Origin of the sequence: Exiguobacterium sp. PvP048, from assembly GCF_040549175.1 — a bacterium.
Classification (GTDB): Bacteria; Bacillota; Bacilli; order Exiguobacteriales; family Exiguobacteriaceae; genus Exiguobacterium_A; species Exiguobacterium_A artemiae.
This window is the reverse complement of the sequence record NZ_JBEPSU010000002.1, coordinates 419,799-444,565: the sequence shown is the minus strand read 5'-3', so window position 1 is coordinate 444,565 and position 24,767 is coordinate 419,799. Positions and strand designations below refer to the sequence as shown.

At 42.5% G+C, this 24,767-nt stretch carries 18 protein-coding genes and 1 pseudogene; 7 read left to right on the top strand and 12 right to left on the bottom strand.

Translation table 11 applies throughout. The features are described from left to right. Positions 1-46: 46 nt before the first annotated feature. Positions 47-1,522 (top strand): IS1182 family transposase, encoded by a 1,476-nt coding sequence (locus ABIC15_RS06720; protein ID WP_354020159.1) that lies wholly within the window; start codon positions 47-49, stop codon positions 1,520-1,522. Here ABIC15_RS06720 and ABIC15_RS06715 read toward each other — a convergent pair. From ABIC15_RS06715 to ABIC15_RS06700, 4 genes and pseudogenes are all read right to left on the bottom strand, one after another. Continuing rightward, positions 1,475-2,783: pseudogene (locus ABIC15_RS06715) on the bottom strand (IS3 family transposase). The gene ABIC15_RS06720 and the pseudogene ABIC15_RS06715 overlap by 48 nt on opposite strands. 175 nt (positions 2,784-2,958) lie before the next feature. Beyond that, positions 2,959-6,498 carry an Eco57I restriction-modification methylase domain-containing protein gene (locus tag ABIC15_RS06710; protein WP_354020157.1) on the bottom strand — a complete coding sequence of 1,180 codons (3,540 nt, stop codon included), beginning with the start codon at positions 6,496-6,498 and terminating at the stop codon, positions 2,959-2,961. A 2-nt stretch (positions 6,499-6,500) separates the two neighbouring features. Next, on the bottom strand, positions 6,501-9,677 hold the full coding sequence (locus ABIC15_RS06705) for a helicase-related protein (protein WP_354020156.1): 3,177 nt from the start codon (positions 9,675-9,677) through the stop codon (positions 6,501-6,503). Positions 9,678-9,815: 138 nt separating this feature from the next. Then, a complete protein-coding gene (locus tag ABIC15_RS06700) occupies positions 9,816-10,007 on the bottom strand; it encodes an isochorismatase family protein (protein ID WP_354020154.1) in 192 nt (63 codons plus the stop codon). 112 nt (positions 10,008-10,119) lie between these two features. On the opposite strand from ABIC15_RS06700, the gene ABIC15_RS06695 reads away from it, so the two are divergent. Further along, the gene (locus ABIC15_RS06695; protein WP_354020153.1) at positions 10,120-10,611 is read left to right on the top strand and encodes a GNAT family N-acetyltransferase; all 492 of its coding nucleotides are present in this window, start codon (positions 10,120-10,122) and stop codon (positions 10,609-10,611) included. A gap of 23 nt (positions 10,612-10,634) precedes the next feature. Here ABIC15_RS06695 and ABIC15_RS06690 read toward each other — a convergent pair whose 3' ends face one another. Both ABIC15_RS06690 and ABIC15_RS06685 read right to left on the bottom strand, forming a co-directional pair. Continuing rightward, the gene (locus ABIC15_RS06690) at positions 10,635-11,825 is read right to left on the bottom strand and encodes an RtcB family protein (RefSeq protein WP_354020151.1); all 1,191 of its coding nucleotides are present in this window, start codon (positions 11,823-11,825) and stop codon (positions 10,635-10,637) included. Between the two features lie 71 nt (positions 11,826-11,896). After that, the gene (locus tag ABIC15_RS06685) at positions 11,897-12,709 is read right to left on the bottom strand and encodes a LysR family transcriptional regulator (protein WP_354020150.1); all 813 of its coding nucleotides are present in this window, start codon (positions 12,707-12,709) and stop codon (positions 11,897-11,899) included. Between the two features lie 106 nt (positions 12,710-12,815). Here ABIC15_RS06685 and ABIC15_RS06680 point away from each other — a divergent pair, with 106 nt between their 5' ends. Further along, the gene (locus ABIC15_RS06680) at positions 12,816-14,054 is read left to right on the top strand and encodes a purine/pyrimidine permease (RefSeq protein ID WP_354020148.1); all 1,239 of its coding nucleotides are present in this window, start codon (positions 12,816-12,818) and stop codon (positions 14,052-14,054) included. Positions 14,055-14,162: 108 nt separating this feature from the next. On the opposite strand, the gene ABIC15_RS06675 is transcribed toward ABIC15_RS06680, so the two are convergent. The 4 genes from ABIC15_RS06675 to ABIC15_RS06660 form a co-directional block, all read right to left on the bottom strand. Next, positions 14,163-14,816, bottom strand: coding sequence for a hypothetical protein (locus tag ABIC15_RS06675; protein WP_354020146.1), 654 nt, complete (start codon positions 14,814-14,816; stop codon positions 14,163-14,165). Between the two features lie 244 nt (positions 14,817-15,060). Beyond that, positions 15,061-16,146 carry an MBL fold metallo-hydrolase gene (locus ABIC15_RS06670; protein WP_354020145.1) on the bottom strand — a complete coding sequence of 362 codons (1,086 nt, stop codon included), beginning with the start codon at positions 16,144-16,146 and terminating at the stop codon, positions 15,061-15,063. A 121-nt stretch (positions 16,147-16,267) separates the two neighbouring features. Next, on the bottom strand, positions 16,268-16,756 hold the full coding sequence (locus ABIC15_RS06665; RefSeq protein ID WP_354020143.1) for a hypothetical protein: 489 nt from the start codon (positions 16,754-16,756) through the stop codon (positions 16,268-16,270). Positions 16,757-16,876: 120 nt separating this feature from the next. Then, positions 16,877-18,463 (bottom strand): peptide chain release factor 3, encoded by a 1,587-nt coding sequence (locus tag ABIC15_RS06660; RefSeq protein WP_214848394.1) that lies wholly within the window; start codon positions 18,461-18,463, stop codon positions 16,877-16,879. Between the two features lie 398 nt (positions 18,464-18,861). Here ABIC15_RS06660 and ABIC15_RS06655 point away from each other — a divergent pair, with 398 nt between their 5' ends. Next, on the top strand, positions 18,862-20,109 hold the full coding sequence (locus ABIC15_RS06655) for an MDR family MFS transporter (RefSeq protein WP_354020141.1): 1,248 nt from the start codon (positions 18,862-18,864) through the stop codon (positions 20,107-20,109). Between the two features lie 82 nt (positions 20,110-20,191). Here ABIC15_RS06655 and ABIC15_RS06650 read toward each other — a convergent pair whose 3' ends face one another. Continuing rightward, positions 20,192-20,818: a histidine phosphatase family protein gene (locus ABIC15_RS06650; RefSeq protein ID WP_354020139.1), complete on the bottom strand. Its 627-nt coding sequence runs from the start codon at positions 20,816-20,818 to the stop codon at positions 20,192-20,194. A 106-nt stretch (positions 20,819-20,924) separates the two neighbouring features. Beyond that, complete coding sequence (locus tag ABIC15_RS06645) at positions 20,925-21,725, bottom strand: globin family protein (RefSeq protein ID WP_354020138.1); 801 nt, start codon at positions 21,723-21,725, stop codon at positions 20,925-20,927. Positions 21,726-21,865: 140 nt separating this feature from the next. Here ABIC15_RS06645 and ABIC15_RS06640 point away from each other — a divergent pair, with 140 nt between their 5' ends. From ABIC15_RS06640 to ABIC15_RS06630, 3 genes are all read left to right on the top strand, one after another. Then, positions 21,866-22,306: an RrF2 family transcriptional regulator gene (locus ABIC15_RS06640; protein WP_214765200.1), complete on the top strand. Its 441-nt coding sequence runs from the start codon at positions 21,866-21,868 to the stop codon at positions 22,304-22,306. 91 nt (positions 22,307-22,397) lie between these two features. Further along, positions 22,398-23,411, top strand: coding sequence for a hypothetical protein (locus tag ABIC15_RS06635; protein WP_214765202.1), 1,014 nt, complete (start codon positions 22,398-22,400; stop codon positions 23,409-23,411). A 23-nt stretch (positions 23,412-23,434) separates the two neighbouring features. Next, positions 23,435-24,736: a VOC family protein gene (locus ABIC15_RS06630; protein WP_354020135.1), complete on the top strand. Its 1,302-nt coding sequence runs from the start codon at positions 23,435-23,437 to the stop codon at positions 24,734-24,736. The last annotated feature ends 31 nt before the right edge of the window (positions 24,737-24,767 follow it).

Here is a 24,767-nt window from a genome sequence, read left to right as displayed (position 1 = left end):
TCCGGGTATAAAACTAGCATAGACATTCGAAAGAGGAGGACTCATTATGATGGGAAAAAGAGACCAACATCATCGTTCTGAGAACATCACCATCACATTGGAACAATTGGTCCCGCAGGACCATCTCGTCCGAAAAGTGGACCAGGTCATGGACTTTGAATTCGTCTATCCTTTAGTAGAGAAACTGTATTGTGAAAATAACGGAAGACCTAGTATCAATCCTGTTCTATTGATTAAGATGGCACTTCTCCAGTACCTGTTTAGTATTCCATCGATGCGTCGGACCATCAAGGAAATTGAGACGAACGTCGCGTATCGGTGGTTTCTCGGAATCCGGCTGGATGAGAAAGTACCGCACTTCTCTACTTTTGGAAAAAATTACGTCCGGCGTTTTCAGGACACGGATGTGTTTGAAACTATCTTTTATCGTATTCTCTCACAAGCTGTCGATGCTGGGTTCGTGGACCCTTCGGTCCTATTCATGGATTCCACACACATTAAGGCGAACGCGAACAAACGGAAGTTCAAGAAGAAAAAGATTGTCCGTCGCGCTATCCAACAGTATAAAGAAGAACTCGACCTGGAAATCAACGAGGATCGGGTACTTCATGGAAAAAAGCCCTTCACCCCCAAGGAGAGCCGTCTTGAAACAAGGGAAATCAAGGAAAGTACGACAGATCCCGAGAGTGGTTATTACGTGAAGGGGGAACGTGAACGACTATTCGCTTATTCTTGCCATACAGCCTGTGATCGAAATGGCTTCGTACTTGGAATGATCCTCACACCTGGCAATGTACATGATAGTAAAATGCTTGAACCTCTTCTTGAGTCCGTCAGTCATCGTTTTGGTCAGTCATCCGCTGTCGTAGCTGACTCTGCCTACAAGACCGTCCAACTCGCACGTCATCTCCTTCAACGAAACATCTTACCTGTTTTTCCTTATACACGCCCCAGAGGGGTGAAAGGAATGTTCAAAACGAAAGACTTCTATTACGACGAATACTATGACTGTTATCTGTGTCCCAAGAATCAAGTTCTTCGTTATCAGACGACCACTCGGGAAGGCTACCGGGAATATGTCTCTGATTCAACCATCTGTGCGTCGTGCTCTTTTCTTTCAGAGTGCACGAAGAGCCAAGAGAATAAAAAAATGATTCTACGTCATATTTGGCAGGAGGCAATGGATGAGGTGGAGCATTTACGGCATACTCCTGTGAATCGGGCATTGTATCAAAAACGACAGGAGACCATCGAACGTGTCTTCGCAGATGCAAAAGAAAAGCATGGCATGCGTTGGGCCCGATATCGTGGTCTGAAAAAAACAACGCTACAAGCGATGCTTACTTTTAGTGCCTTGAACCTCAAAAAATTGGCGAACTGGTCATGGGATTCCGGTGGGAATCCTTGTTTTTCACACTATTTTATACGACTACATAAGACAAACCCTCATTTCAACGTTGAAATGAGGGTTTGTCTACAATCTGAGATGGCTTCGGTATTGTACCGAAGCCATCTTTTGTAGTTTCAATTGTCTTCGTTCGCTATTGTATAATCAATGTAAGCATCGACCGTGACATAGATCTCATCGAGTTCATATTCTAATTTATAATCGACGTAATATTTAAAGTACCCAAAGAACGATTCTATCGGGCATTATCCAAGCAGTTTTCTCTATGAGACATGGAGACATGGATTGAAGCATTCCCATCTCTCGGATGCGTGTAATGGAATCCTTGATCGGAATGTATCATGTCCGAGTGTACATTCCCTTGAAGTCGTTCTGCAAATTTATTCGTTGTATGAAGTACAAGTTACATATGGAGGCTTGTAGATATATGATGTGCCATAATTTCACCTGTAGCGATATCGTTTACACAGGAGAGATAAACAGTTTGTCCAGATCCAATGCGAAGATAAGTGATGTCTGTAACGAATACCTTACCAGGCTCTTCTTGATCAAACCAACGGTTCAAATGGTTTGGTACAGTCCTATGTCCATATGTCGCTTTAGCGATTTTACGGTAAGCGTTCTGCCTACGGATTTTCGTCACGATTCCAAACTTCCTCATGATACGCAAAATACGTTTATGATTCATCGGTTCCCCAATAAGATCAAGCATCTCCATGTAAAGACCACGATAGCCGATTTTCCCTTTATGACGATTATGAACACGCTTCAGAAGGAGGTAGTCCGCATAGTCGCGTTCTTCCAGAAAGGAAACACTACCCGTCCGTACTTGCCAGACGTAATAACCACTGCGGCTCACTTAAGCTAGCTTACATAGATCGGTCAAGAACTGACCCGATGATTGTTTCAATAAGACAGTATTGATTGCCTGATAGCGATCAGATGCCGTTAGTTTCGGTACTTCGCCTTTTTTTGAAAGTTTCGAGCTTTTTTAGTAATTCTTTTTCCGCTGTGAGGTACTTAATTCGTGCTTCAGCTTTCGCAAGGCGTCGTTCGACGGAATCATTTTTTTCGGTCGACCTCCAAGATTTGATTTTCCACTTCTCTCATTCAGGAGTTCTTCTTCCCCATAAATGCGATAAGTCTTCCGTCATCGTTTTAACGCTTCGTTCGTTTTTTGCTTATCGATTATATCCAGGTCAAAGACGCTTTCTTCAAAGATTTGTAACGGTCGCTTACCAGCTAAATTCTCACGTACAGCGTGAATCTTAAATTTTCCTTTGTATTGAATCGTATAATCTGATGCCGAGGCTATGTGAAGATTCGTTTCAAGTTGTCTGATTTGATCTGGATTGAAAGTGCTGCATCTGTTCATGAATAGTTCTACCGTCTAAATTGAATAGGTGCAGTATGCAGTATATCGATATCTTTATACACAAAAAAAACCGAATGGGGACTTTTAATAAGTGTCCACCATTCAAGGTTCAGTTCATTAAATCCTTTTTCTCCAGCTCTTGTAAATCATTTTTTTGAAAGAACTATATAGATCTTCAACCCTTTAATAAACGTTGTACTTCTTCTTCAGACAATCCAAAAATTTTTATTAAATACTTATCAAAGTTTTTTTCATTGATTACAATTTCCTCATAGTTATCCGGTAAATATACGGGCAAGCCTTTTAAAAATGCATTTTTAAAAATTAAATAACCATTCGCTTTAGGTACCGAAAGTTTCTTATAAAGCGCAGTGATAATATCCGAGTTTAAATATCTTTGTAAATAAATTTTATAATCTACAAAATCATCCTTTAACTCCATACCACAGGCACTGTCAGAATAATAACATGCATCTGTTAATACAAAGTCATTTCGATCATTAATTTCTGAAAAGACATACTTTTCACTCTCGAAATGACTTTTATTTCTAGGGTTCCATAACTCGTACCATTTTTTATTACTTTTTAAAAAGTAACCTCTTGATAATAGTTTGGACTTTTTTGAAAGTAAATATTCATATAAATTTGGATTTTTTTCTCTAATTTCATCTTCAAGGATAAGGACATTTTCACCATTTTCGTTTGTCCGATAAGGGTAAAATAAATAGTTACCCTGGCTAATTAACTTTCCATTACGGATGTCCCGGCCTTTGAATATCTCTACAAAAAAATCGAAGTTCATATTATTTTCTTTAATAAAATTTTCATTTTGAATAAAGATATCATTATTACCGGTTACTATACCTTGCGAAATTGATTTCGTAATACTTCCTAATTCTTTTTGACATTTCATTTTAACTTTTTTTATGATTTCTTGGTATTGATCATTTTCTAAAGACCATGCAGGTTCTTTTAAAGTATTCTGATTTAAGAGATGTTCTTCTCCGTATAAATTATTAGTAATTACTCGGATGTTATGGTTTTGATTATCTTTGTTTTTCTCAATTGAAAATATACATGTATATGTTAAAGCACTATCAAATATTTGAACATCTTGAAAATCGCAAATAAAATTAATTTTCGTTTCTTCTAACAATAAATTCCGAATATTTTTCCCGTAATTTCTTTTATAGAAGTAAGAGGGGCAAATATAAGACAGGATGCCCTTGTTATTTAATAAATTTAGACCACGTTCAATAAATAATACATAAAAATCATATTTTCCTCTTGCTGATAAATACTTTTCTTTAAAGTAGAGTTTATTCGGAACTTTATGAAAGCCTACATATGGAGGATTTCCTATGACGATGTCAAAACCACCATTATCTTTAAATACTTTAGCGAATTCCAAATACCATAAGAAATATGGAGCTTTTTTATCCTTTTTCAAGGTTTGATAACTCTCATATCCCTTTTGATTTCCCTCACGGTTTAATTTGTATTCAATTAATTGTTCTCTTACGTTTTCAATTCTTTTCTTTAATACAACTTTTTTCTCTGAATCTTCTTCATCGAAATATCGGTCCTGCAATTTAAACATCTCTTCTAACATTTCATCTGATTGATCAACAAATAATTCAATTTGTTTTCGAAATTCTCCATGATAATTAAAATCAGAGCTATTGATAATTTGCTTATTTTTATGAAGAACAGTTTCATCAAATAACTTAATCCCTTCGTATTCATCAACTAAACTATCACCTACCATTATATTCATTTCTAGATTAGGTAAAGGTTGCGGAAAAGGTGTTTCTTCTGTTATAACTTCGTCTACAACAACCGATAACCACAAACGTAGTTTAGTGATATCAACTGCACTATTATCTACATCGACTGCAAAAATAGAATGCTGTATCGTATAAATTTTCAAATCGTACAAGGATCGCTTCTTTCTTAATTGAATTTCACCGTATCTACGACCAAGTTCTCCCTGATTATCCAATTTAACTAGATAGTCAGTAATATTATTTCGAAGCCTAACTATTTCACTTAACATTCCTAAAGAGAATGCACCTGATCCTACCGCTGGATCAGCAATTTTCACTTTTTTAAGTGCTTGGTCTATATTAATCATATTTTTATAAATGATATCTTTAATTTTCAGGTTTTTACTGAAACCTACTCCACTGCGGCTATCAGTATCCCTAATGAGATCACTATATAAAACAAATTCTTTCATATCTTCATAGGGAACTAAAACTTTGTTAACTAAATAATTTATTAAGGATTCTTGACATATGTAGTGAACAATTTCACGTGGTGTATAAAATGCCCCTTTTGATTTTCTATCCTTAACTTCAAGTAAATTTTCAAAAATTTTACCTAGCATTTCGGGATCTACTGCTACTTCTTTTTCTAAAGGCTCATCTTCATTTATTGTGAAATTAAATCTTTCAAAAATATCTAATATACCGTCAGATTTTTTTCCTTTTTTGCTCTTGTTAGAAAATAGTTCATTTGGAATATTGAAATTCAAACCTTTCCAATTGTATCCTTCTAATGGTTCAAATAATCCACCATTTAAAAAAGGTATCTTACAATTAAATTTTTTAAAGTAATGATTTGCCCTTTTTTTATTCAATGCTTCATAGAAAAAAGGTTCCAAATAATCATCGAAGAAGTTCCCATCATTCTCCTCACAATGTCTCCAAAGGATATCGTAAATAAAACGTTTATATCCAGTCCCCCATTCCTTATCAGAGGACTTGTTAACAAAAATATTTGTTAACATTTCAGCTTCATAATCACTAAATTTATTTGAAGCTATTAAAGAAGTATTTAAGTTATATCTATTTTCTTCAGATAACTGATATACTTTCTTTAAAATTTCTTTTTCGGGTTGATTTACTAAGTTACAAATTTCTTTAAAAACATTCTGTGACACTTTTCTTGGAACAATTTTGACCCCTAGCCATCCTTTTTTCTGAAGAAAATATAAAAATGCAAGTTGACCCATTAATTTTTTTGAAAATTGTTCTGCAAAGACTGGGACTTCAAAACCTAACTTTTTCGTCTCATTAATAAAATCAAAATCTTGCTCAAGATATTCTTTTAATTGTAAATATTTAAGTTTATATTGATCGAAAAAGTCTTTTGTTACCTTTTCTACACTGAATGCATTTTCAAGTTCTTCAATAGTGGGATTTTTTCGATCGTTTTCGAATATCGGTAGAAGCTGTGTCTTAGCTGTGTGACTTGGTTCTCCTTCTCCAATTAGATAGGAGTATCTTCGGGCTGGAGTTAAATCCAGCTCTAATCCAGCTTCTCCGAAGGTATAGTCTAACCTTACAAAAGATAGTCTCCAATTCGTTTCCTCTGGAGAATAGAATGCAACAAATGCACTGTCAAAATTATTTGATTCAGATAACAACCTCGAAATAAAATTTCTTTGCATTGTTCTAGCTCTTTCAACACTTTTTTCTTTTTTTATTTCCACTGCCAATATCAAAATTTTCTTTTGTTGTTCATCAATATAGCTACCTACTCTATAATAAGCAGCAATGTGCTTTTCATACTCTTTCCATATGCTGGTACGTCTAAAAGCGGAATCTACTTCAATTTTATTAAATAGCTCTGAGGAAAATTTCGCATATTTATTCAAATCGAATTCGTAATCTAATACTTCAGCTAATTTTCTTTCTTTTTGCGTTTCCACATCTATTTCCCCTTTAAATAAGCAGATAAAATAACTTCTGTAACCCCATCTACATTGATAGATGGATTAACTTCCCTATCAACTTTCAAATAACTTTTTGGAACAGTACTTTCTATTAATGAATATATTTGTTGAGGATTTGATAACCCTTTAGTTTTTACTATCACTTCTTTTGATACAGAAGCTGGAATATTACCGTCTTCCCATAATTTCAACAATTTTTTTATATTATTCTTTTGTTCCAAATTATATATTTGCAAGCTCGACATTGCTTTTAAGTATTTAATTATAGTTTTATCGTTTCCTGTTTTTTTATATTTTTCAATTATAATTTCATCTTCTATAAGAAAAGATTGATTAAAATACTTTTTATTACTTTGTAAGTGCTCATAATATTCAATTTCTGGTTTTACTCTCTCTGTCATTTCTTCACACTCAATTAGTTTAATAGCCTGACTAAATGTTCTTTCTAGAGTAGTTACACCATCACTAAGGAAAAACTTTTTTAAAGATCCTTTGCGTAAAAAAGATACGGTAACATTGCTATTCATATTTTTTACTAACTTCCCAGTTCTAGCTTTACCTGGGATTTTTTTTATTCTAGCAAATAGTTCTGGTTGACTATCACGAATCTCACGAAGGTATTTTAAATAAATTTGATCAGAAACTCCTTCTTGATTTTCATTTTCATAAATGTTTTCACTATTTAAAATTTTATACAATTTATGGGAGTTTACGTCCTCTTCTATAGATAAATACTTAAAGTCCTCTCCCAAGGTATCATGAAAAGATTGAATCTTTGAAATGATATTTTCTTCAAGTGTTAAATGTTTACTAGCCTGTGCAGTTGGAAAAAAATTAAATACATAAATTTCTTTATGTTGAGTTCCGACACGGTTAATCCTTCCAACACGCTGCATTACTTTTGTTGGGTTCCATGGCAAATCGTAATTAATGATTACATTTGATCGATGTAGGTTTATTCCCTCGGCTAAAACATCTGTTGTAACTAGAAATTTTATATCATCCTTTTGGTTTCCTTCAAATGTCGGATTATAATTGGCCTCTATCACTTTTCTGATGTGAGTAGTACCTTGTCCGCTAAAAGATATTACTTTTCCCGGATGTTCTTCTTCTAAATAATTAGCAATATAGTCTGCAGTTTCTTTTGACTCAGTAAAAATAATAATCTTATTATTTTTTAAAAAAGAATTTTTTTCTAGTTCATTCAGAAATTGATCTTTCTTAGGATCATTTTTAACTTCTTCCCATGACTTTTCTAATTTTTTTAGTAATATTAAATCTCTATTTAAGGAAATAAGAAAATTTTCATTAAATTTATCGATTGAATACGATTGAATTTGATCTTCTTCGACCATATCCATTAATCTTTCGTCATCACCATTATCTAAAAGGTCATATATGTCTACCTTTTTGCCAATGTAGACTTTTCCCTTCATAGCCATTCCAATGAATTTCTCATAGGACACAATAAATCTTCTTAGCGTTTTCTTAAAAGCTACAAAACTACTCTCTAGTCTTTTTACTAAAATGGACTTCATGAATCCGCCCATATTTTTTTGGGATGTCATCATTGAAGCTAATTGTCCATCCATTTCCATTAAATATGTTAGTGGTTTATATCGTGTATAATCCAATCTTTGAATAACACTTATTGTATCTGTGAAAACTTTATCTATTTCATTGGTAAATTCGTATATAATTTTCATTGGTTGATTTAATCTCGGAAAAGAAAGGCCTTGTCTTTGCAAGTCATCTTTATAAACTTCTTCTATTTCTCTTCGTGTTCTTCGAATCATAATATTGCGAAGAACTTTATTTCTAATTTCTTCTGAATTCTCTTTAAGTTGTAAATTATACTCTTCAGAACCTTTTTTATTTTTTTTCAAACGGCCTTCAAGAGTAAGAAAGAACTTTTCAAGATTTTTATTTCCAGGAATAATTGTACTTTTGTGTTTAGGTTGAAATAAATAAATTTGGTTTCCAATATCTGTTGAATAGTTATTTTGGGGGGTGGCACTAATTAATATCACTTTTTTGTTATAGCAAATTTCGTGCAATTTACGAAAATTTTCTGTATTTTCGTTTCTAAATCGGTGAGCTTCATCAATAAACACAAATTCGTACTTTTCAATTCCTGATTCAAGTATCTGATCTAATTTTCCAAGCGATTCTACTTTTGCTGCTACATTGAACTCTAACAATACCTTTTCCCAATATTCTTTAAGAACAGGTGGACAAATGAATAGTTTTTTCCCGTGTAATTGGCGAGCCAACATTGCAGATATATATGTCTTCCCTAAACCAACAACATCTGAAATAAAAACACCGCCATAAGAATCTAATGTTTTTTTTGCCTGTACAACTGCATCTATTTGATATTGAAGTCGCATATATTTGTCTGGTAATACCTCTACCCAAGATGTATTTAAATCAGCATTCAACTCTTCATAAAAATATTCATAAAGAGTTTTTAAATACATTTGATATGGAGTGATTTCATCGTTTAACCATGTATTCTCTTTTATTATATCAATATATTCACTCGATATATCTATTCCTTCAACCCATAAATCTTCAAATCTTTCCAATGCAAAATCAACATCTCGACTGTCTTTTAATTCCACATTAAACTCCAAATTATTCAATAATCCCGATTTACTAAAATTACTAGAACCAGTAATAACACTTCCATATTGATCAGGAACTTTATCAGGATTTTTTCTCATGATATAAACTTTTGCATGTATTGAAGCCTCTGGATAAATTCTCATTTCCAGCTTTCCACTTTGAAGCCATTTGATAAAGGTATGTATTCCTTGTTCCACACTATGAGTATCTTCAGAATTTTTTATTTCTTGAATTACATCTTCTTTAAAAGAACTTTTCACTTGCTTACTTGAAAGGTTCAAACTTAATTGCTCATTTTTACTTTGTTCAATTATCTGAATAGTTTTAGAATCAACATTAAGTCCAACTAAAATACGTATTTTTTCTACTTTTTCTAATGAAGGATATAATAAGTGAAATCCACTAGTTCTAAAATATCCCACAAGAACGTCGAAATACTGCGTGTTACTAGAAAGAATACTATCAAATCGATTATGCAAGTTTCTTTCAGGCTCATTCGTAAAAAAAGTTAAGTCATTATGCTTCATAAATTAGTAATCCTTTCTTTCTCTATATAGAATTGACTGGCTTTATAGGTATTTAATGTTAACGATTTGCTAATCTTATAGACTAATTATATCATTTATACAATTTCAATAATCATAGTTAATTATTTGTTGTATATCTCAATATTTTAGTGAACTAAATGATGGACATTTGCTAAAAGATTGCATTTTAACTTCGTGCCGGATATAGACCACATGCATGTTCTGTTCGACCGCCCAATCAATTGACTGATTGATCGTCCCGATGACTTCTTTGTAGTTTTTTGTCGTGTCATTTTGAATATCGATGACGACCAAGGCTTTCTGTTGCATGTAAACTCCTCCTCAATGAATAAACGGATTTTTCTTTCTGATGAATGTTTCCGGTTCCAATCGAATCACGTACACTTGAAATGAAGAAGTAAAATAAAAGGAGACATGCCGCGTGAAAGAAAAATACTATTTTGACGTCTTTCCTGAACTGACGAGCGAACGGCTTCTGTTAAGGGAAATCCGCTTAAGCGAAGCGAATCAAATGATTGAAATTACGGTCTATGACGGGCAACAGGCAGAAAACAGTCACGACGTCGTCCGGATCTTGAGTCAAATTGCTCTTGATTACCTCAGCGGTGATGGCATAACGTGGGGACTGTATTTAAAATCAACCGGTGAATTCATCGGCAATTGCTGTTTTTGCAGAGGCTACCAAAACAACATCGCCGAAATTGGTTATGTCCTCAAAGCGGACTTCCGCGGCCACGGCTACATGACGGAAGCTGTCAAAACGGTTACCCGGTTTGGACTGCAGGACATGCAAGTCAAACAGGTTTGTGCCTATACCGCACCCGACAACCGGGCCTCGCAGTCCGTTCTCTTAACAGCTGGCTTCACGACAGGTAGTGGCGATCAAGACAGCCACCAGTTCATCTGTCAGTGAGCAGGACGCCGGATTTTCGCCCATCATTTTGCCTTAAAGTTATAAAGTGGTCTAATGACTTGGAGTAACTCGACCGTGTCCTCTGTGTTCCGGATGATTTCCTCCATCGGCTTATAGACAAACGGCGACTCATCGCGTGTCGATTCGACGACTGAACTCGACCAGACGTCCTGCATCGTCTCCTCAAATTCCTTCAAGTCTACTGATTTAAAGGCTTTCGAGCGGGACATAATCCGCCCTGCCCCGTGTGGTGCGGAATAGTTCCAGTCCGGATTGCCTTTTCCTTTGACGATCAGTGAACCGTCGCGCATATTCATCGGAATAATGGCGACTTCACCGGCTTGCGCTGAAATCGCACCTTTCCGGAGAATCATCTGCTCGAGATCGATGTAGTTATGGATCGTATCGAACTGTTCCGTGACCGACCAGCCCATCGCTTCAACAATGACCTCCGTCATCGCTTGACGGTTCAGTGCCGCGTAGCGTTGGGCGATCTTTAAGTCATGCAGGTAGTTGTCCATATCGGAACCGGACACGTACGCTAATTCTTTATTGGTTTCATTGAATTGACTCTTCAGCTCGACCAGAGTCGATTGGATGTCCTGCTCCCGTCCCTGTTCTTTCAGCGAGGCGACGATCGCCTTGGTATCGACGGTGAATTGTGACGCTTCCGCCAACTTTTGATAATGCTCGGCAATCGTTTTTCCGAGATTTCGGCTGCCGGAATGAATCACGAGGTAGAGATTGTCTTCCTCGTCTGTATTCAGCTCGATGAAATGATTCCCGCCGCCTAACGTGCCGATCGACAATCGGGCGCGTGTTTCGTTAAACGGTGCCAATACTTGATCAAACGGAATCTGTTCCGATAACCGGTGCGGCTGATTACGGACGGACATGCCGCTCGGAACCAGTGCCTGAATCGCAGCATCCAACTTCTCATACTCAACGCCGGCTGTTCCTTCACGATTGATTTGTGTACATAACATGCCGCAGCCAATGTCGACACCAACGAGATTCGGAACCACTTTATCGTGAATCCGCATCGTCGTGCCGATGACCGAGCCCTTGCCGGCGTGACAATCGGGCATGATGCGGACATTGCCGCCGACAGCAATGTTTTCGTTCAGCATCCCCGTCACCTGCTCAATCGTCATGTCATCGACATTGTGTGTAAAAATCTTCGCTTCGCCGTACTTTCCGCGAATCGTCTTCATTTCATCCTCCCCCTTACCTTCCTGTTTCTTATTCTAGTATCCTATAAAATCCCTTTTTTAACAATTCGTTCTTACTCGTGGACAATCGAGACCCATTGTTGGGTCAGCGCCGATTGACCGTCTTCCGTCAACCAGACAAGAGCCGTCGTACTCGTCGCGTCCGGTAACCGTTCCCGCACCAGTCCCGTCATGTCGAGCTCGCGGAGCGTACTTTCCGGTAACAGTGTCACCGCCTGTCCACTGCGGACAAGTCCAATCAAAGTCAAGACGTCGGAACAGGTTTCCTGTGAGACGACCCCAAACTGCTGGCTGAGCGTTTGAAAGACACCCAGTCCTTCCTGACTCGGAATGATGACGTCGGCGTCCGCATATTCCGGATGATGGACGCGATAAAACGGTTCTTCCTCCATCCATTCAATTGTCACGCCCTGGGCCTCGATCGGCAGCCGGACGAGTGCCACGTCAATTGCATGATCCTTCAGGCGGTCAATCAACACACCCGACTCGCCCTGATGAATTTGCAACGTGATCCGGGGATACCGGCGTTTCATCTCTTGAACCCAGCCGGTCAGGCGACCGGCAGATAATGTATTGACTCCGATCCGTAAGATGCCGGCCCGTCCCTCCTTGATGTCACTGACTTCAATCCGCGTTTCCGCTTCATACCGCAATAATGAGACGGCGCGTTCATACAACCGCTCACCACTTGCCGTGATCCGGATGCCGCGTCCCGCCCGTTCAATCAACCGCACCCCAAGCAGTTCTTCCATTTTCCGAATCTGTTGTGTTAAAGCGGGTTGTGCCATTCGCAAGCGTTCAGCCGCCCGCGTCACCGATTGTTCTTCGACAACTGCGCAAAAATACCGATATTGGCGTAAATCCATCTTCATCATCTCTTTCATATGTTTTCAGTCATAAATATGTATGAATCATAACATCAAACATATGATATGATGCTGAAATCAGCGATTTTTAAAGGAGACGATTTTTGTGAAACGTACGACGTCCACGATCCAGTGGATCATTTTCTTATTAGCCAATACGATTGCCTTGCCCATCGTCGTCGCTAGCCTGTTCGACCTCTCAAGTGTCGAAACAGCCGCGCTTGTGCAACGGTCCTTCTTCGTCGGCGGGATTGCCTGTTTTCTCCATGGTGTCTTCGGTCACCGCTTACCAATCGTGTCCGGTCCGGCTGGTTCATGGGTCAGTATTTTTGTTGTCATCGCCGCGTTACCGGTCGATTCAAAGACAGCCTTCACGATTGCGATGGCCGCTGTCGTCATCGCCGGCGTTGTCCTGATTTTCCTTGGATTGACGGGTTGGACCCACTTTTTATTACCGGTCTTTACGCCACTCGTCAGCGGAACGTTTTTGCTTTTATTATGTATTCAACTGACCGGCGTCATGCTTGGTGCCGTCCTTGCTGTTGAGGCGACACGTCTCGCCGGAATTCTGACCTTCCTGCTTGTGCTCGGACTCAGTCAATTCGGTCCGACGCGCTTACGGCCGTTCGCTTTGATGATCGGTATTGTCGTCGGTTGGCTGGTCAGCCGTCCGTCGCTGCCGGAAGCGTCCGGTGTCTTCGCCTTTCCGACCGCTTTACCGTTCGGGATGCCGCAATTTGACGGCAGTGCGTTTCTCGTCGCGATTCCGTTTGCGATTCTTTTAATCGTCAACCTGATTGCTGCGTTAAGCGCCGTCGAAGCGACGATTCAGAAAAAAGGGGCTTTGAATCAGGGACTGACGGTCGAAGGAATCATTCACTTGATCGCGGCGACGTTCTCGACGCTCGTCCCGGTTCCGTTGCCGATCACAAGTGGTTTCATCGCCCAGACGGGAAGTAAGGAACGCCGTCCGTTTTTGATTGCTTCACTTGTCATCGCCCTGGTTGGGTTTTTCCCGAGTATCATCGGCATCATCGCTACGTTGCCGCGCAGTGTCGCCAGCGCCGCTTTGCTTGCGACGTTACCGCATATGTTCCTGATTGCCTGGCAGTCGGCTGAAAGCAGCATGACGACGAGCCGCCGTAAACACGCTTTTGCGATTTGCGCCGTTATCGGGATCAGCATCCTCCTGCAATCGACGGTGCTTGCGGAAATCTTGCCGCTGACGTTACGTCCGTTCTTCAGTAACGGCTTACTGATCGGCACCATGCTTGTCCTCGGGTTTGAAGTCATCGAACGTTTGCGTTCACGACGTGATGCTCAATCAGAACGGCTGGCCGGCTGACGTATCTAAAAACACAACATCCCCGTTCTCTCGCAATAAGCGAAAGAACGGGGATGTTTTTTGTATCGAATTAATTCAAGCACAGTGATTTAAAACTTTAACCATAATCTATTTAATCTGAAGCATATGTGCAGCACTGTGTTCAATTGAATGTCCTTCATCTGTTATCAAGTAAACTCCTTTAGCATGAAAGGTTGTTTCTTTTATATATTCGATTATTTTTTCCTGAAGCAAGTACTCGTGATCTTCGAGAAAGTGCTCTAACGTAAATATCGTCGTAGAAAAAATCAGTGTTACATCGTCATAATTTTTTTGAGATTTTTTGATGATATTCTGTTTTGTCTTTTCAAGAAAGATATTTCTTTTCTCCTCTAGAGATTCTAGACTGCTTAAACGTGATTGCCATCTTCCAACTTCATTTAATTTCTGTGAGATTTTTGTATCTTCTTGCCCGTCTATGTACGAACTTATTTCAAATTTCTCAATTGTTCCGTCAGATCTTTTCATTAAAAAATCGTATCCTTGGTTTCCTAAAACAACTTTTATTTGTGCGTTTTTTGGAAAGAATGTCGACATTGAAAAAATATAGGCTGGCGTAAACTCTTCACAAAATTCTTTAAAGCGTCCTTTTTTTAATCTTAACAGCCTTAAAACTGCAGAATCTTTTTTAGCGTGATCAATTATGAACTTATAATATGTCGACATTTCCTCAGCATTTCTATATTGAGACAAGTCATCTAACAAACTCAATTGTTCTTTCAAAACTAATCTCCCCTTTCAAAAAGATGAGTATATCTAACAAAAAACGAGAACGATTAAAAATCATTCCCGTCTTACAAAATTTTGTTAAACTCGTCTTCTTCCCGTGACTCCTCCAGGAAAAAGCGCGTGCTTTTCGCGCTGTCAGAGACAAACAAGACCCGGCTCCTCGTCCGAAAGAACAGAAGCCGCGGCTCGTGTCTCGCCTGAGGAAAGTACGGGAAAAGAAAACGAGTTTCACTTAACTTCACCGTACCTCGCGCCACCATTTACGTATCTGACTGGCAGTCGTGACACTCTCGCCAATCATTGGTGTTACGACCGGTACGCCGTGTTTTTCCGCTTCCTTCAACACCCGTTCGACCGGTTCGAACCACGGGTGGAATGCCAGCGTAAACGCCGACCAGTGAACGGGAATCATTACATCCCCTTTGACATCGAGATGCGCCGCGAGCGTCTGCTCCGGTAACATATGCGAACTCGACCAACGTGTGTCGTATTGTCCGCATTCCATGATCGTTAAGTCAAACGGACCGTATTGTTCCCCGATTGCCTTGAAATGGGGACCGTAACCACTGTCACCGCTGAAGAAGACCTTCTTCGAGCCCTCAATCACCCATGACGCCCAAAGCGTCGAAAATTGATCGAGTCCGTTTCGCCCCGAGTAGTGACGGGCCGGTGTTGCCGTCAGGCGGAGACCGTTCGTCTCGACCGATTCATGCCAATCGAGTTCGGTAATCCGGGCCGGATCGACACCCCAGCCTTTCAGGCGGCTCGCGACACCGAGCGGAACGATGAATTGACCGACCCGGTCTTTTAACGCCAGAACCGAATGATAATCCAAGTGGTCATAATGGTCATGTGAATAGATGACGAGATCAATCGGCGGTAAGGCATCAAGATCGACCGGTTCCGTCGTCTGGAACCGTCCACCCCCGATTTTCGGGAACGGTGACGGAGCACGTCCGAGCATCGGATCAAAGAAAATCGTCTGATGATCCAGTTCAAGCAGGAACGCCGAGTGACCGAACCAGGTCACGCGCGGTTCCGTTCCGTCCGTCCGTCGTTCAAACGGAACAACCGGTAACGGTTTGACCGGTTTTAACGACGGCAGCTCCCGTCCGTAATCTTTTAAGATACTTTTCATTGTGTCCCATTCCATCTTTAATTGGAACGGCAGTTCATTTTGAAACTTTCCGTTCAAAAACTGAGCCGAACGGGCATAACGCTGTTGATCCGACTTCGATGGTCGGCGGCCGAATAGCGGATAACGGGTCATGAAGACCGCTCCGAGAACTCCTAGACCGGCGAGTGTTGCGACTGTTTTTTTCATTTTTCTTCACCTCTTTAGTACGTTCAGTATAGCACCGGCGATTTTCAAAGCGGTAATGAACAAACTTCACTTCTCAAAAAAAGACGCCAAACTGAAAAACTCAGCTTGGCGTCCCGGTTTATTAATCTACATCATCGGCTTTCCATTTTGAACGGTCGCTCTTGTCGTGATCATCCGAATGCTCTGATTCATAATCGTTGATGCCCGGATTTGCAACTTTTCCACCGTGACGGTCATTCTCATCATTTAAATGATCATGTGTATGGTCGTGATCATGGTCGTGGTGATGGTCATGATCGTGTGCATGCTCATGGTCATCGTGCCGGTCTTTTGCGAACAATGCAATTCCTCCCCGCTCGACTTCCTGGTAATGGCGTTCCGCTTCATGATCGGAATGCCCGACACGTTTTAACGTTTCCCGAAGCGGTGGCTCATGGCTGAACTTCGATTTGACTTGATCGATCCAGGACGCACCCGATGTCTCATCTGCTGCATCGTCCCGTCCCACTACTGAGAAATCAGAATCTTTATGTCCTTGCTGTTTTAACGCTTGCATTCTTTGATGTAAACTCGATTCATCATGAAAAATGCCGATAAATTTTTTCGCCATCGTCAACACCATTCCTCTCACAGAGATATGAATTTACAGACTCAAATTTTTACCCTTCTTTCCGGATCTCAAAACGAAAAAAACGTATCTTCCAGTGAATCGGAAGATACGTTCATGATATTAATCTTTGAGCATTTGTGGTGAGTCAACGAGTGTGATGACACCCTCATTTTTCTGAACGAATCGTTCGTAGACGAAATCATTTGCAAACAAGAGAACCGGGTTTTCCCAGCGGTCGTAGACGAGGACAGTCCGTGAATCTGTCAATTTCTTGACTTCACTGATTTCTGTCACTTTGACCCACTTCGCGACTTGGAAGTTCGCTGCATCTTTTAGGATATCAACGCCGTATTCCCCTTTGAGGCGGTGTTCGAAGACTTCGAATTGAAGTTGACCAATCGCTCCGAGGATGATCTCGTTGTATTCCGTCTTGTAGACCTGAATCGCTCCCTCTTGCGCAAGCTGTTCGACGCCTTTTTGGAATTGTTTTGATTTCAGGGCGTTTTTCGTGAAGACTTTCAGGAACAGTTCCGGTGCGAATGTCGGCAAAGCTTCGTACTGCAGACTCGGGTCACCGTTCGTGATTGTATCGCCGATTTGATAGTTGCCGGAATCGTACAGACCGATGACATCACCGGCAAACGCTTCGTTGACCGTTTCCCGCTCGTCAGCCATGAACTGCGTCGATTGCGACAGCTTCATCTTTTTACCGGTCCGCGTCAGGACAACTTCCATTCCGCGATCGAATTTCCCGGTACAAATCCGGACGAACGCGATCCGGTCACGGTGATTCGGGTTCATGTTTGCTTGGATTTTGAAGACAAAACCGCTGAAGAAATCTTGTGCCGGCTCGATTTGTCCTTTGTTCGACTCACGCGGAGTCGGTGACGGTGACAAGTTGAGGTAATGCTCAAGCAACGGTGTAATCCCGAAATCAACCAAGGCAGAACCGAAGAAGACCGGTGTCAATTCACCTTTCGCAATCAATTCTTCATTGTATTCATTGCCGGCTCCGTCGAGTAAATCAACTTCGTCGACTAACGTGTCATACATTTCATTGTTGATCGTTGAAGCCAACTGATCGTTTGCGAGTCCTTCTTCGCCGAGATCAATCGTCAGACGATCGTTTTTAAAGCAGTGGAACTTCTCGTTGACACGGTCGTAGACACCTTCGAACTGTTGTCCTGATCCTGCAGGCCATGTAACAGCAACCGACGGAATCCCGAGGACTTCTTCAAGCTCTTCCATCAATTCGAGCGGGTCACGTGCTTGACGGTCCATCTTGTTGATGAACGTAAAGATTGGAATCCCGCGCATCCGGCAGACCTGGAACAGTTTTTTCGTTTGGGACTCGATCCCTTTCGCCGCATCGATGACCATGATTGCCGAGTCGACGGCTGTCAGGATCCGGTACGTGTCTTCCCCGAAATCGGAGTGACCCGGTGTATCCATGATCGAAACGATTTTTTTGTCATATTCGAACTGCATGACGGAAGAGGTAACAGAGATTCCCCGTTGTTTTTCGATCTCCATCCAGTCGGATTTCGCAAATTTTGAGTTTTTCCGTGCTTTGACGGATCCGGCTTCCCGGATTGCTCCACCGTGGAGCAGGAATTTTTCGGTTAACGTCGTTTTCCCGGCATCCGGGTGGGAGATGATACCGAAGATCCGGCGTTTCTCGACTTCGGTTTGAAGTAATTTTGTCATGTGTGGTAATTCCTTTCACCTATATATTCAACCTCGATACAGATACTTTTTCGCAACTAGTCTATCATACCGAATTTTCGCAGTCTCGTCCATTTCACTTTGTTGACCCAATTTTCAGAATTTATCTTGACAACCCCGCTCCATCTTCTATACGATGACGAGGAAGTCACTATTACAAGAAGGAGGAGACGTACAATGTCACAATCATTTGATCAGCAACAACCGATTCACGTATTGGCTACAACTGTACGTCACCCAATCGTTTAATTTTCAATTAAGCAGGGTGTACGTATGCGTATACGTACATGCTGCCCTCTTATATCAGGACGGGTATGCCCATATTTGTGCGTATCCGTCTTTTCTATGGTCTAAAAACGGAAATATAAGGGGTTTTGTTTATGTTTACTGCGTTAAAACAGCTTGACCGTAACATCTGGATCCGGTTCGTCGGGGAAACGATTACCGGAGTCATGATGTTCATGATTGCACCATTTCTTGTTCTATATTATTCGGAACAGCTCGATTCGTATTTTTTGGTCGGTCTGATCATGGCGACCGGCCCGATCATGTCACTGTTCGGGTCTTTCCTCGGCGGACACCTGGCCGATCTGTACGGCCGCAAACCGTTGATGGTCATCTCGATCGTCGGGGATGTCATTGCTTTAATCGGCTTTTCATTCGCTGATTCATTCTGGCCGTTACTATTGATGAATGCCTTGCTCGGTCTGACGAATTCCTTGTTCCACCCGGCAGCAAGCGCCATGGTCGCCGATGTCACACCGCCGGAACGGCTTAATGAATCATTCGGGTTGCTCCGGATGGGACATAATGTCGGAGCCGCGTTCGGACCTTTGATCGGAAGTGCCGTCCTGTTCATCGACCGGTCGCTGATTTTTTACGCTGCTGCCGCTGTCTTTTTCCTGTATGCCCTGGTTTTACTGCTGTTCATCCAGGAAACCAAACCGGATCAGATCGAACATACGCACGACGAACCAAAGCTGTCGGCTTTCACCGTCCTGCGTAAGGATCACGTCTTCCTGGTGTTCATTGCTGCCGGCGTCTTCATCTCGATGGGCTTCGCCCTGGTTGAAAGCATGTTGCCGGTTTTCCTGAAGGAAGCCTTGCCGGGACTGCCGAACGATAAAAATCCGTTCCCGTACCTGATGGGATTAAACGGCTTTATGGTCGTCTTGTTCCAGTTCCCGGTCGCCGCCCGCTTGTCCGGTAAAGCATTCGGTAAAGTCATGTTGCTCGGGGCATCGATTTTCGGACTGGGGATGATTTTACTCGCCTTCATCCCGTCATATCTGTTCTCGCTCGGAACCGGCTACATCGTGCTCGTGACGATTTTACTCGTCATCTACGCGCTGTATACGCTCGGCGAGATGATCATGTCGCCGGTCCAGATGACATTCATTGCCTTAATTGCCCCGGAACATCTGCGCGGAACGTATAACGGTGCCGCCAGTATCCAGTGGCTGATCGGCGGAGTCACGGCGCCGTTACTCGGTTCCTTGTTCCTTGACTCCGGAAACGGACAATACGCGCTTGCCGGTGTCGGTGTCGCCTGTTGTTTGTCCGGCCTCGTCTATCTTGCCCTTGACCGCTCGATCCAGCGCGCGAAACGGTTATCACAGTCGGCCTGATGAACGTCATTTAAATGACCAAAACACCCTGAACCGGACACTGTTTAATCAGTGCCTGGTCCAGAGTGTTTTTATGTAGTCGTTACAATACCGATTCTCGGTCGATGTGCTTCATATCTCCTTCAAGTACGATGGAATATCCCTGTTCCGTCGATTCGATGATTGTCAGGCTCGTTCCGTGAATGAACGGAGAAGACATCCACAACTGTTCCAGTCCATTCCCCTTAAAATGAGCTAACAGCACGTTGATCGCAATACCGTGCGTCACGATTAAAACCGTTTCTTCTTGATGCTTCAGTTGCATGTCGTTAAAACACGCCAGCAGCCGATTTTTCAGCACACCAAAGTTTTCTCCTGTTTTCGATCTATACAGATGAGGTGTTTTCCAAAACGAGGAATAGCCTTCTAAATCATGTTGTTCAATCGTTTCCCGCGTCTGCCCTTCCCATTCGCTCATATGTATTTCCTTTAATCGGTCATCTGTCTCAATCGGTGTTGACCATCCGTCACAAATCAATTGGGCCGTTTGGTAGGCACGTTCGCTCGGACTGGAATAGACAGCTTGAAACGGGATGTCTTGCAGACGCCGCCCCAATTTTTCGGCGTGAGAACGTCCTTTGGCGGTCAACGGGGAATCTCGCCACCCTTGCAGCCTGTCCTCGAGATTCCATTCCGTCTCACCGTGACGCGTCAGATAAATAGTCGGCATCTATGACCCTCTTTTCATATTTTTTCTTTATTTTACCATTCCATAAAAGAAGACACCAAAAATGACTTCAGGATTTCTCTGAAGCCATTTCACTATCAAATTCAAGTCAGGACGGAAGAACACCGTCCGCGATGAACGGACTGAATATGACCGGCAACGGTTCAAGCGTTCGTTGGACGTCTGCTATAAAGCGACTTGACCCGCTCGCAAAGGTGATTGGATCCCCCATCGAAATCAGTTTCAGGAACTGTTCGAGTTGCTCGTCCCACTCTTCCGTCTGCATGCTGTGGAAAACCAGTCCTTGTTTCGTTAGATCATTTAACGTCGTCATCAATTTTTCGGCCGACGGTTTTTGGTTTCTGACATGCAAAATTGTTGTTTGACGACCGCTCATTAACGCATAACGGGCTTCGTCGATGATTGCCCCTAAATGATGTTGTTCGGCAATCAACAAGACATCCAGCCGTGCCCAGTCGCCGTGACTTTTGTACTTATAAAAATGACGGCACGTCTCAACAAGTTGATGATGGACGATTTCCCAGGCAACCATGACCCGAGCGGTTGCTTCGAGCCCGAGTTCCGACCGGATAGCATCGAGCAATTCTTCGCTGACGATTTCCGGATACGTCATAAGAAAGGATTTTGACTGATTGATTTCGTTTAATAAAATCAATTTGAACAACTCACTCGACTCTTGTTGCTTCGTCACGTGTTTTAACAGTTGTCCGAGTCGAAGAATCCGTAACTCTAACGTTTGTGCTGTAGTCGTTTGACTTTCTATTTCTTCTAATAATACGCTATACTTATCTTCCAATTGTTTATAAAAACGACTCGCAATCCGAAAACTCTTCTGTTCCATCTCCCACTCAACTGTTTGCAACAGATATAATGCCTGATCAAAATGCATGACATGACCTACCTTCCCCGCTTATTATGGCAAAATCTTTCCCTAAATTCAATCTCCAAAATGCATCTTTAGATATGCACATTCAAACTTGTACTTCCTATTAATCTTCTCTAACATGTGTAGTTAAGCAGGTGATGAAAATGCGCATGACACGTTATACGGATTATGCAATCAGATCCCTGTTATTTGCCGGGGCACACTCTGATCGATTAGTCCGAATCCAGGAAGTAGCGGACTGTTACGACATTTCTAAAAATCATCTGATGAAAGTCGTCTATCGTTTAGGACAAAATGGATTGATTCATTCTGTTCGAGGTCGAGGTGGCGGATTCCGTTTGGCAAGCCCGCCGGATGAAATTTATATCGGTGACGTAGTGCAACTGTTTGAACCAACAACTCACTTTCTAGATCCACTCGAAGGGACATCTGAACTCCCTTCTTTAGACCCTGCACGCGAAGCCTTTGATGACGCGATTGCTGCGTTTCATCAAGTCTTGAACAGTTACACGATAAATGATTTGCTTCATCCAACAAGTTCCACCCATCGACAAATCCTTGAAATGATTCCGAGCCGCGACTAATCGTGGGCGGAATCATTTTTTTGTTCAGCGACATCCGGGACGCCTTCTGAATCCGTGCGTGGTATACTTATATAAGAAAGGAGGGGTACAGATGAACCCTCACGAAGAACTCAACAGTTTATATCTCCGCTTAAAAGAGGCAGATCCGTCACTCGAACGTGGTGAATCACTTTGGACCATCTTTGAGGATACGACCGACGCGACACTCCGTCCCCTTGCCTTGTGGACATTTTCTCAAAACCAATTTGATTTGGGTCACTTCCGCTCTTTTTTAGTTTCCTTTTCTTTATTAATGGATTGGGTCCGGAAAGATGAATTGACTTTAACGCCTAAACAAGAACTCGATCTGTACTGGAATTATAAATCCTATTTAATTTATGCAGCCGAACAGGAAGATATGCCTGTTGCTTTACTCGAAGAAGATTTCGACCGGTTCGTTGATTTTTGTGACGCCCATGGCTTTGCCCGGACACGCGACTACATCGGCTTCATGATTTACAGCAAGCTCGGTGACGAAGAACAGGCCGATCATTACCTTTCCAAATGGGTCGACGCTCCGTCCGACGAATTAAGTGACTGCCCGTCTTGCGAAGGCTTCAGCCGGATGACGTATGCCATCGAACGCGGTTACGAAGACCGGGCCTTGTTACTGTACGCTGCCATCCGTCACGAACGCGGTTGTTCGCGGATGCCCGACCAGGCCCATCCGTTCATTCTTCCGTTGTTCATCAGCCGGAAAAAAGACCGGTTCGACTGGACGGAACAGTTGATTCAAGAAGTCAAACGCGTCAAACCGCTCTTCACAGGCGGCGATGAACCGTATCACCTCTATGCCGCGATGTATTACGACGACAAGTACGTCTGGTCGATGGAAGAGAAAAAACAGTTGATTCCGTTGTTGACGGACCGTGGTTACCTGCAGTTCTTACTGGCTCACTATGCAGCGTCTTACCGGGCTGCCCGGCATGCCGAAGTGGCCTATCTCGGAGTCCTGCGCTCCAATATTTATGAAGTCGCCCAGGAACTGGATCGACGGATCGACGGACACTTTTACTTGAACTTCGTCGAACGCGAACTTAAACGGGTGACCGAATTCATCGTTTAATTTTCTTGAGAGGACGTGTCAGAATGTTAGATCACATACAGTTAGCTTCCCCAAGAAACTCGGAAGAACAGGCTCGGGCTTTTTATGCCGGGCTTTTACATATGAAAGAAGTTGAAAAACCGCCGGGTGTCAAAGCAAGCGGCGGTGTCTGTTTTGAATCGGATGGCACTGCCCTCCACCTCGGAATCGAGGAGCCGTTTCAACCGGCGGCAAAAGCACATCCCGGTCTGACCTTTTCGCATCTGGATGACTTGGCAAATCGCTTGCAGACTGCCGGATACCCGGTTCAGTTTGATGACCGCCTGGCACCACGCCGCCGGTTTTTCACAAATGATCCGTTCGGCAACCGGATTGAATGCATCGAACAGCAAATCCCCGTCATTGTCCCGAAGCGTCTGGCGAACGGTTCGCATGTTCGTCTGCTCGCACCGGCGTCAAGTCTTGCTACGGTCGAGTCAAGGATTCTTGATCAGGCGATCACGGTTTTGGAATCGTTTGGCTTACGGGTCTCGATCAGTCAGCATGCCCGGGCATTGAATCCGTTCGGTTCGAGTGATCCGGCATGCCGACTGGATGATCTCCATACTGCATTCGCCGATCCGTCGATCGATGCAATTTTATGTGTCCGCGGCGGGTTCAGTTCCAATGAATTGCTCGACGGACTGGATTACGATTTAATCCGGAATAATCCGAAGATTCTCTGCGGTTTTTCCGATATTACAGCGCTCAGTCATGCCCTTTTGACGAAAAGCGGACTCGTCACCTACTCGGGACCGATGTTACGTGCCCTTGCCTCCCGCGATGCCTATACATTACAGTCATTCGAACAGGTGTTGTTCGAAAGCGGAACGACTCAGGTCCAGCCGAGTGTCAATTGGCATGATCAGCACGAAGGAAAAGAGGTAACGCTTCCGAACCCCGGACCCGTCATTCTCTCAAAAGGCTCCGGCAACGGACGTCTGCTCGGCGGGAATCTTTGTACGTTGAACCTTCTGCAAGGAACAACATACTTCCCGGATTTACGCGACAGTATTCTGTTCCTTGAAGATGATTACGAGGTCCATCCGGCAACTTTTGCCCGTGACTTCGCCTCCTTGATGGCGCAACCGGGAGCCGATCAAATCCGCGGGATCGTGTTCGGTCGTTTTCAGCTTGCGACACAGATGACGGACGAACACCTCCGTTATCTGGTCAGGCTGTACCCTGCCCTCGCGTCGATTCCGGTCATTTCCGGCGCGGACTTCGGCCATACGATGCCGCTGTTCACTTTCCCGATTGGCGGGACCGCCTCGATCGAGGACGACAGAATTTCCATTCAACATTAAAAAGAAGGAGTCGCGGCGATCCGCGTCTCCT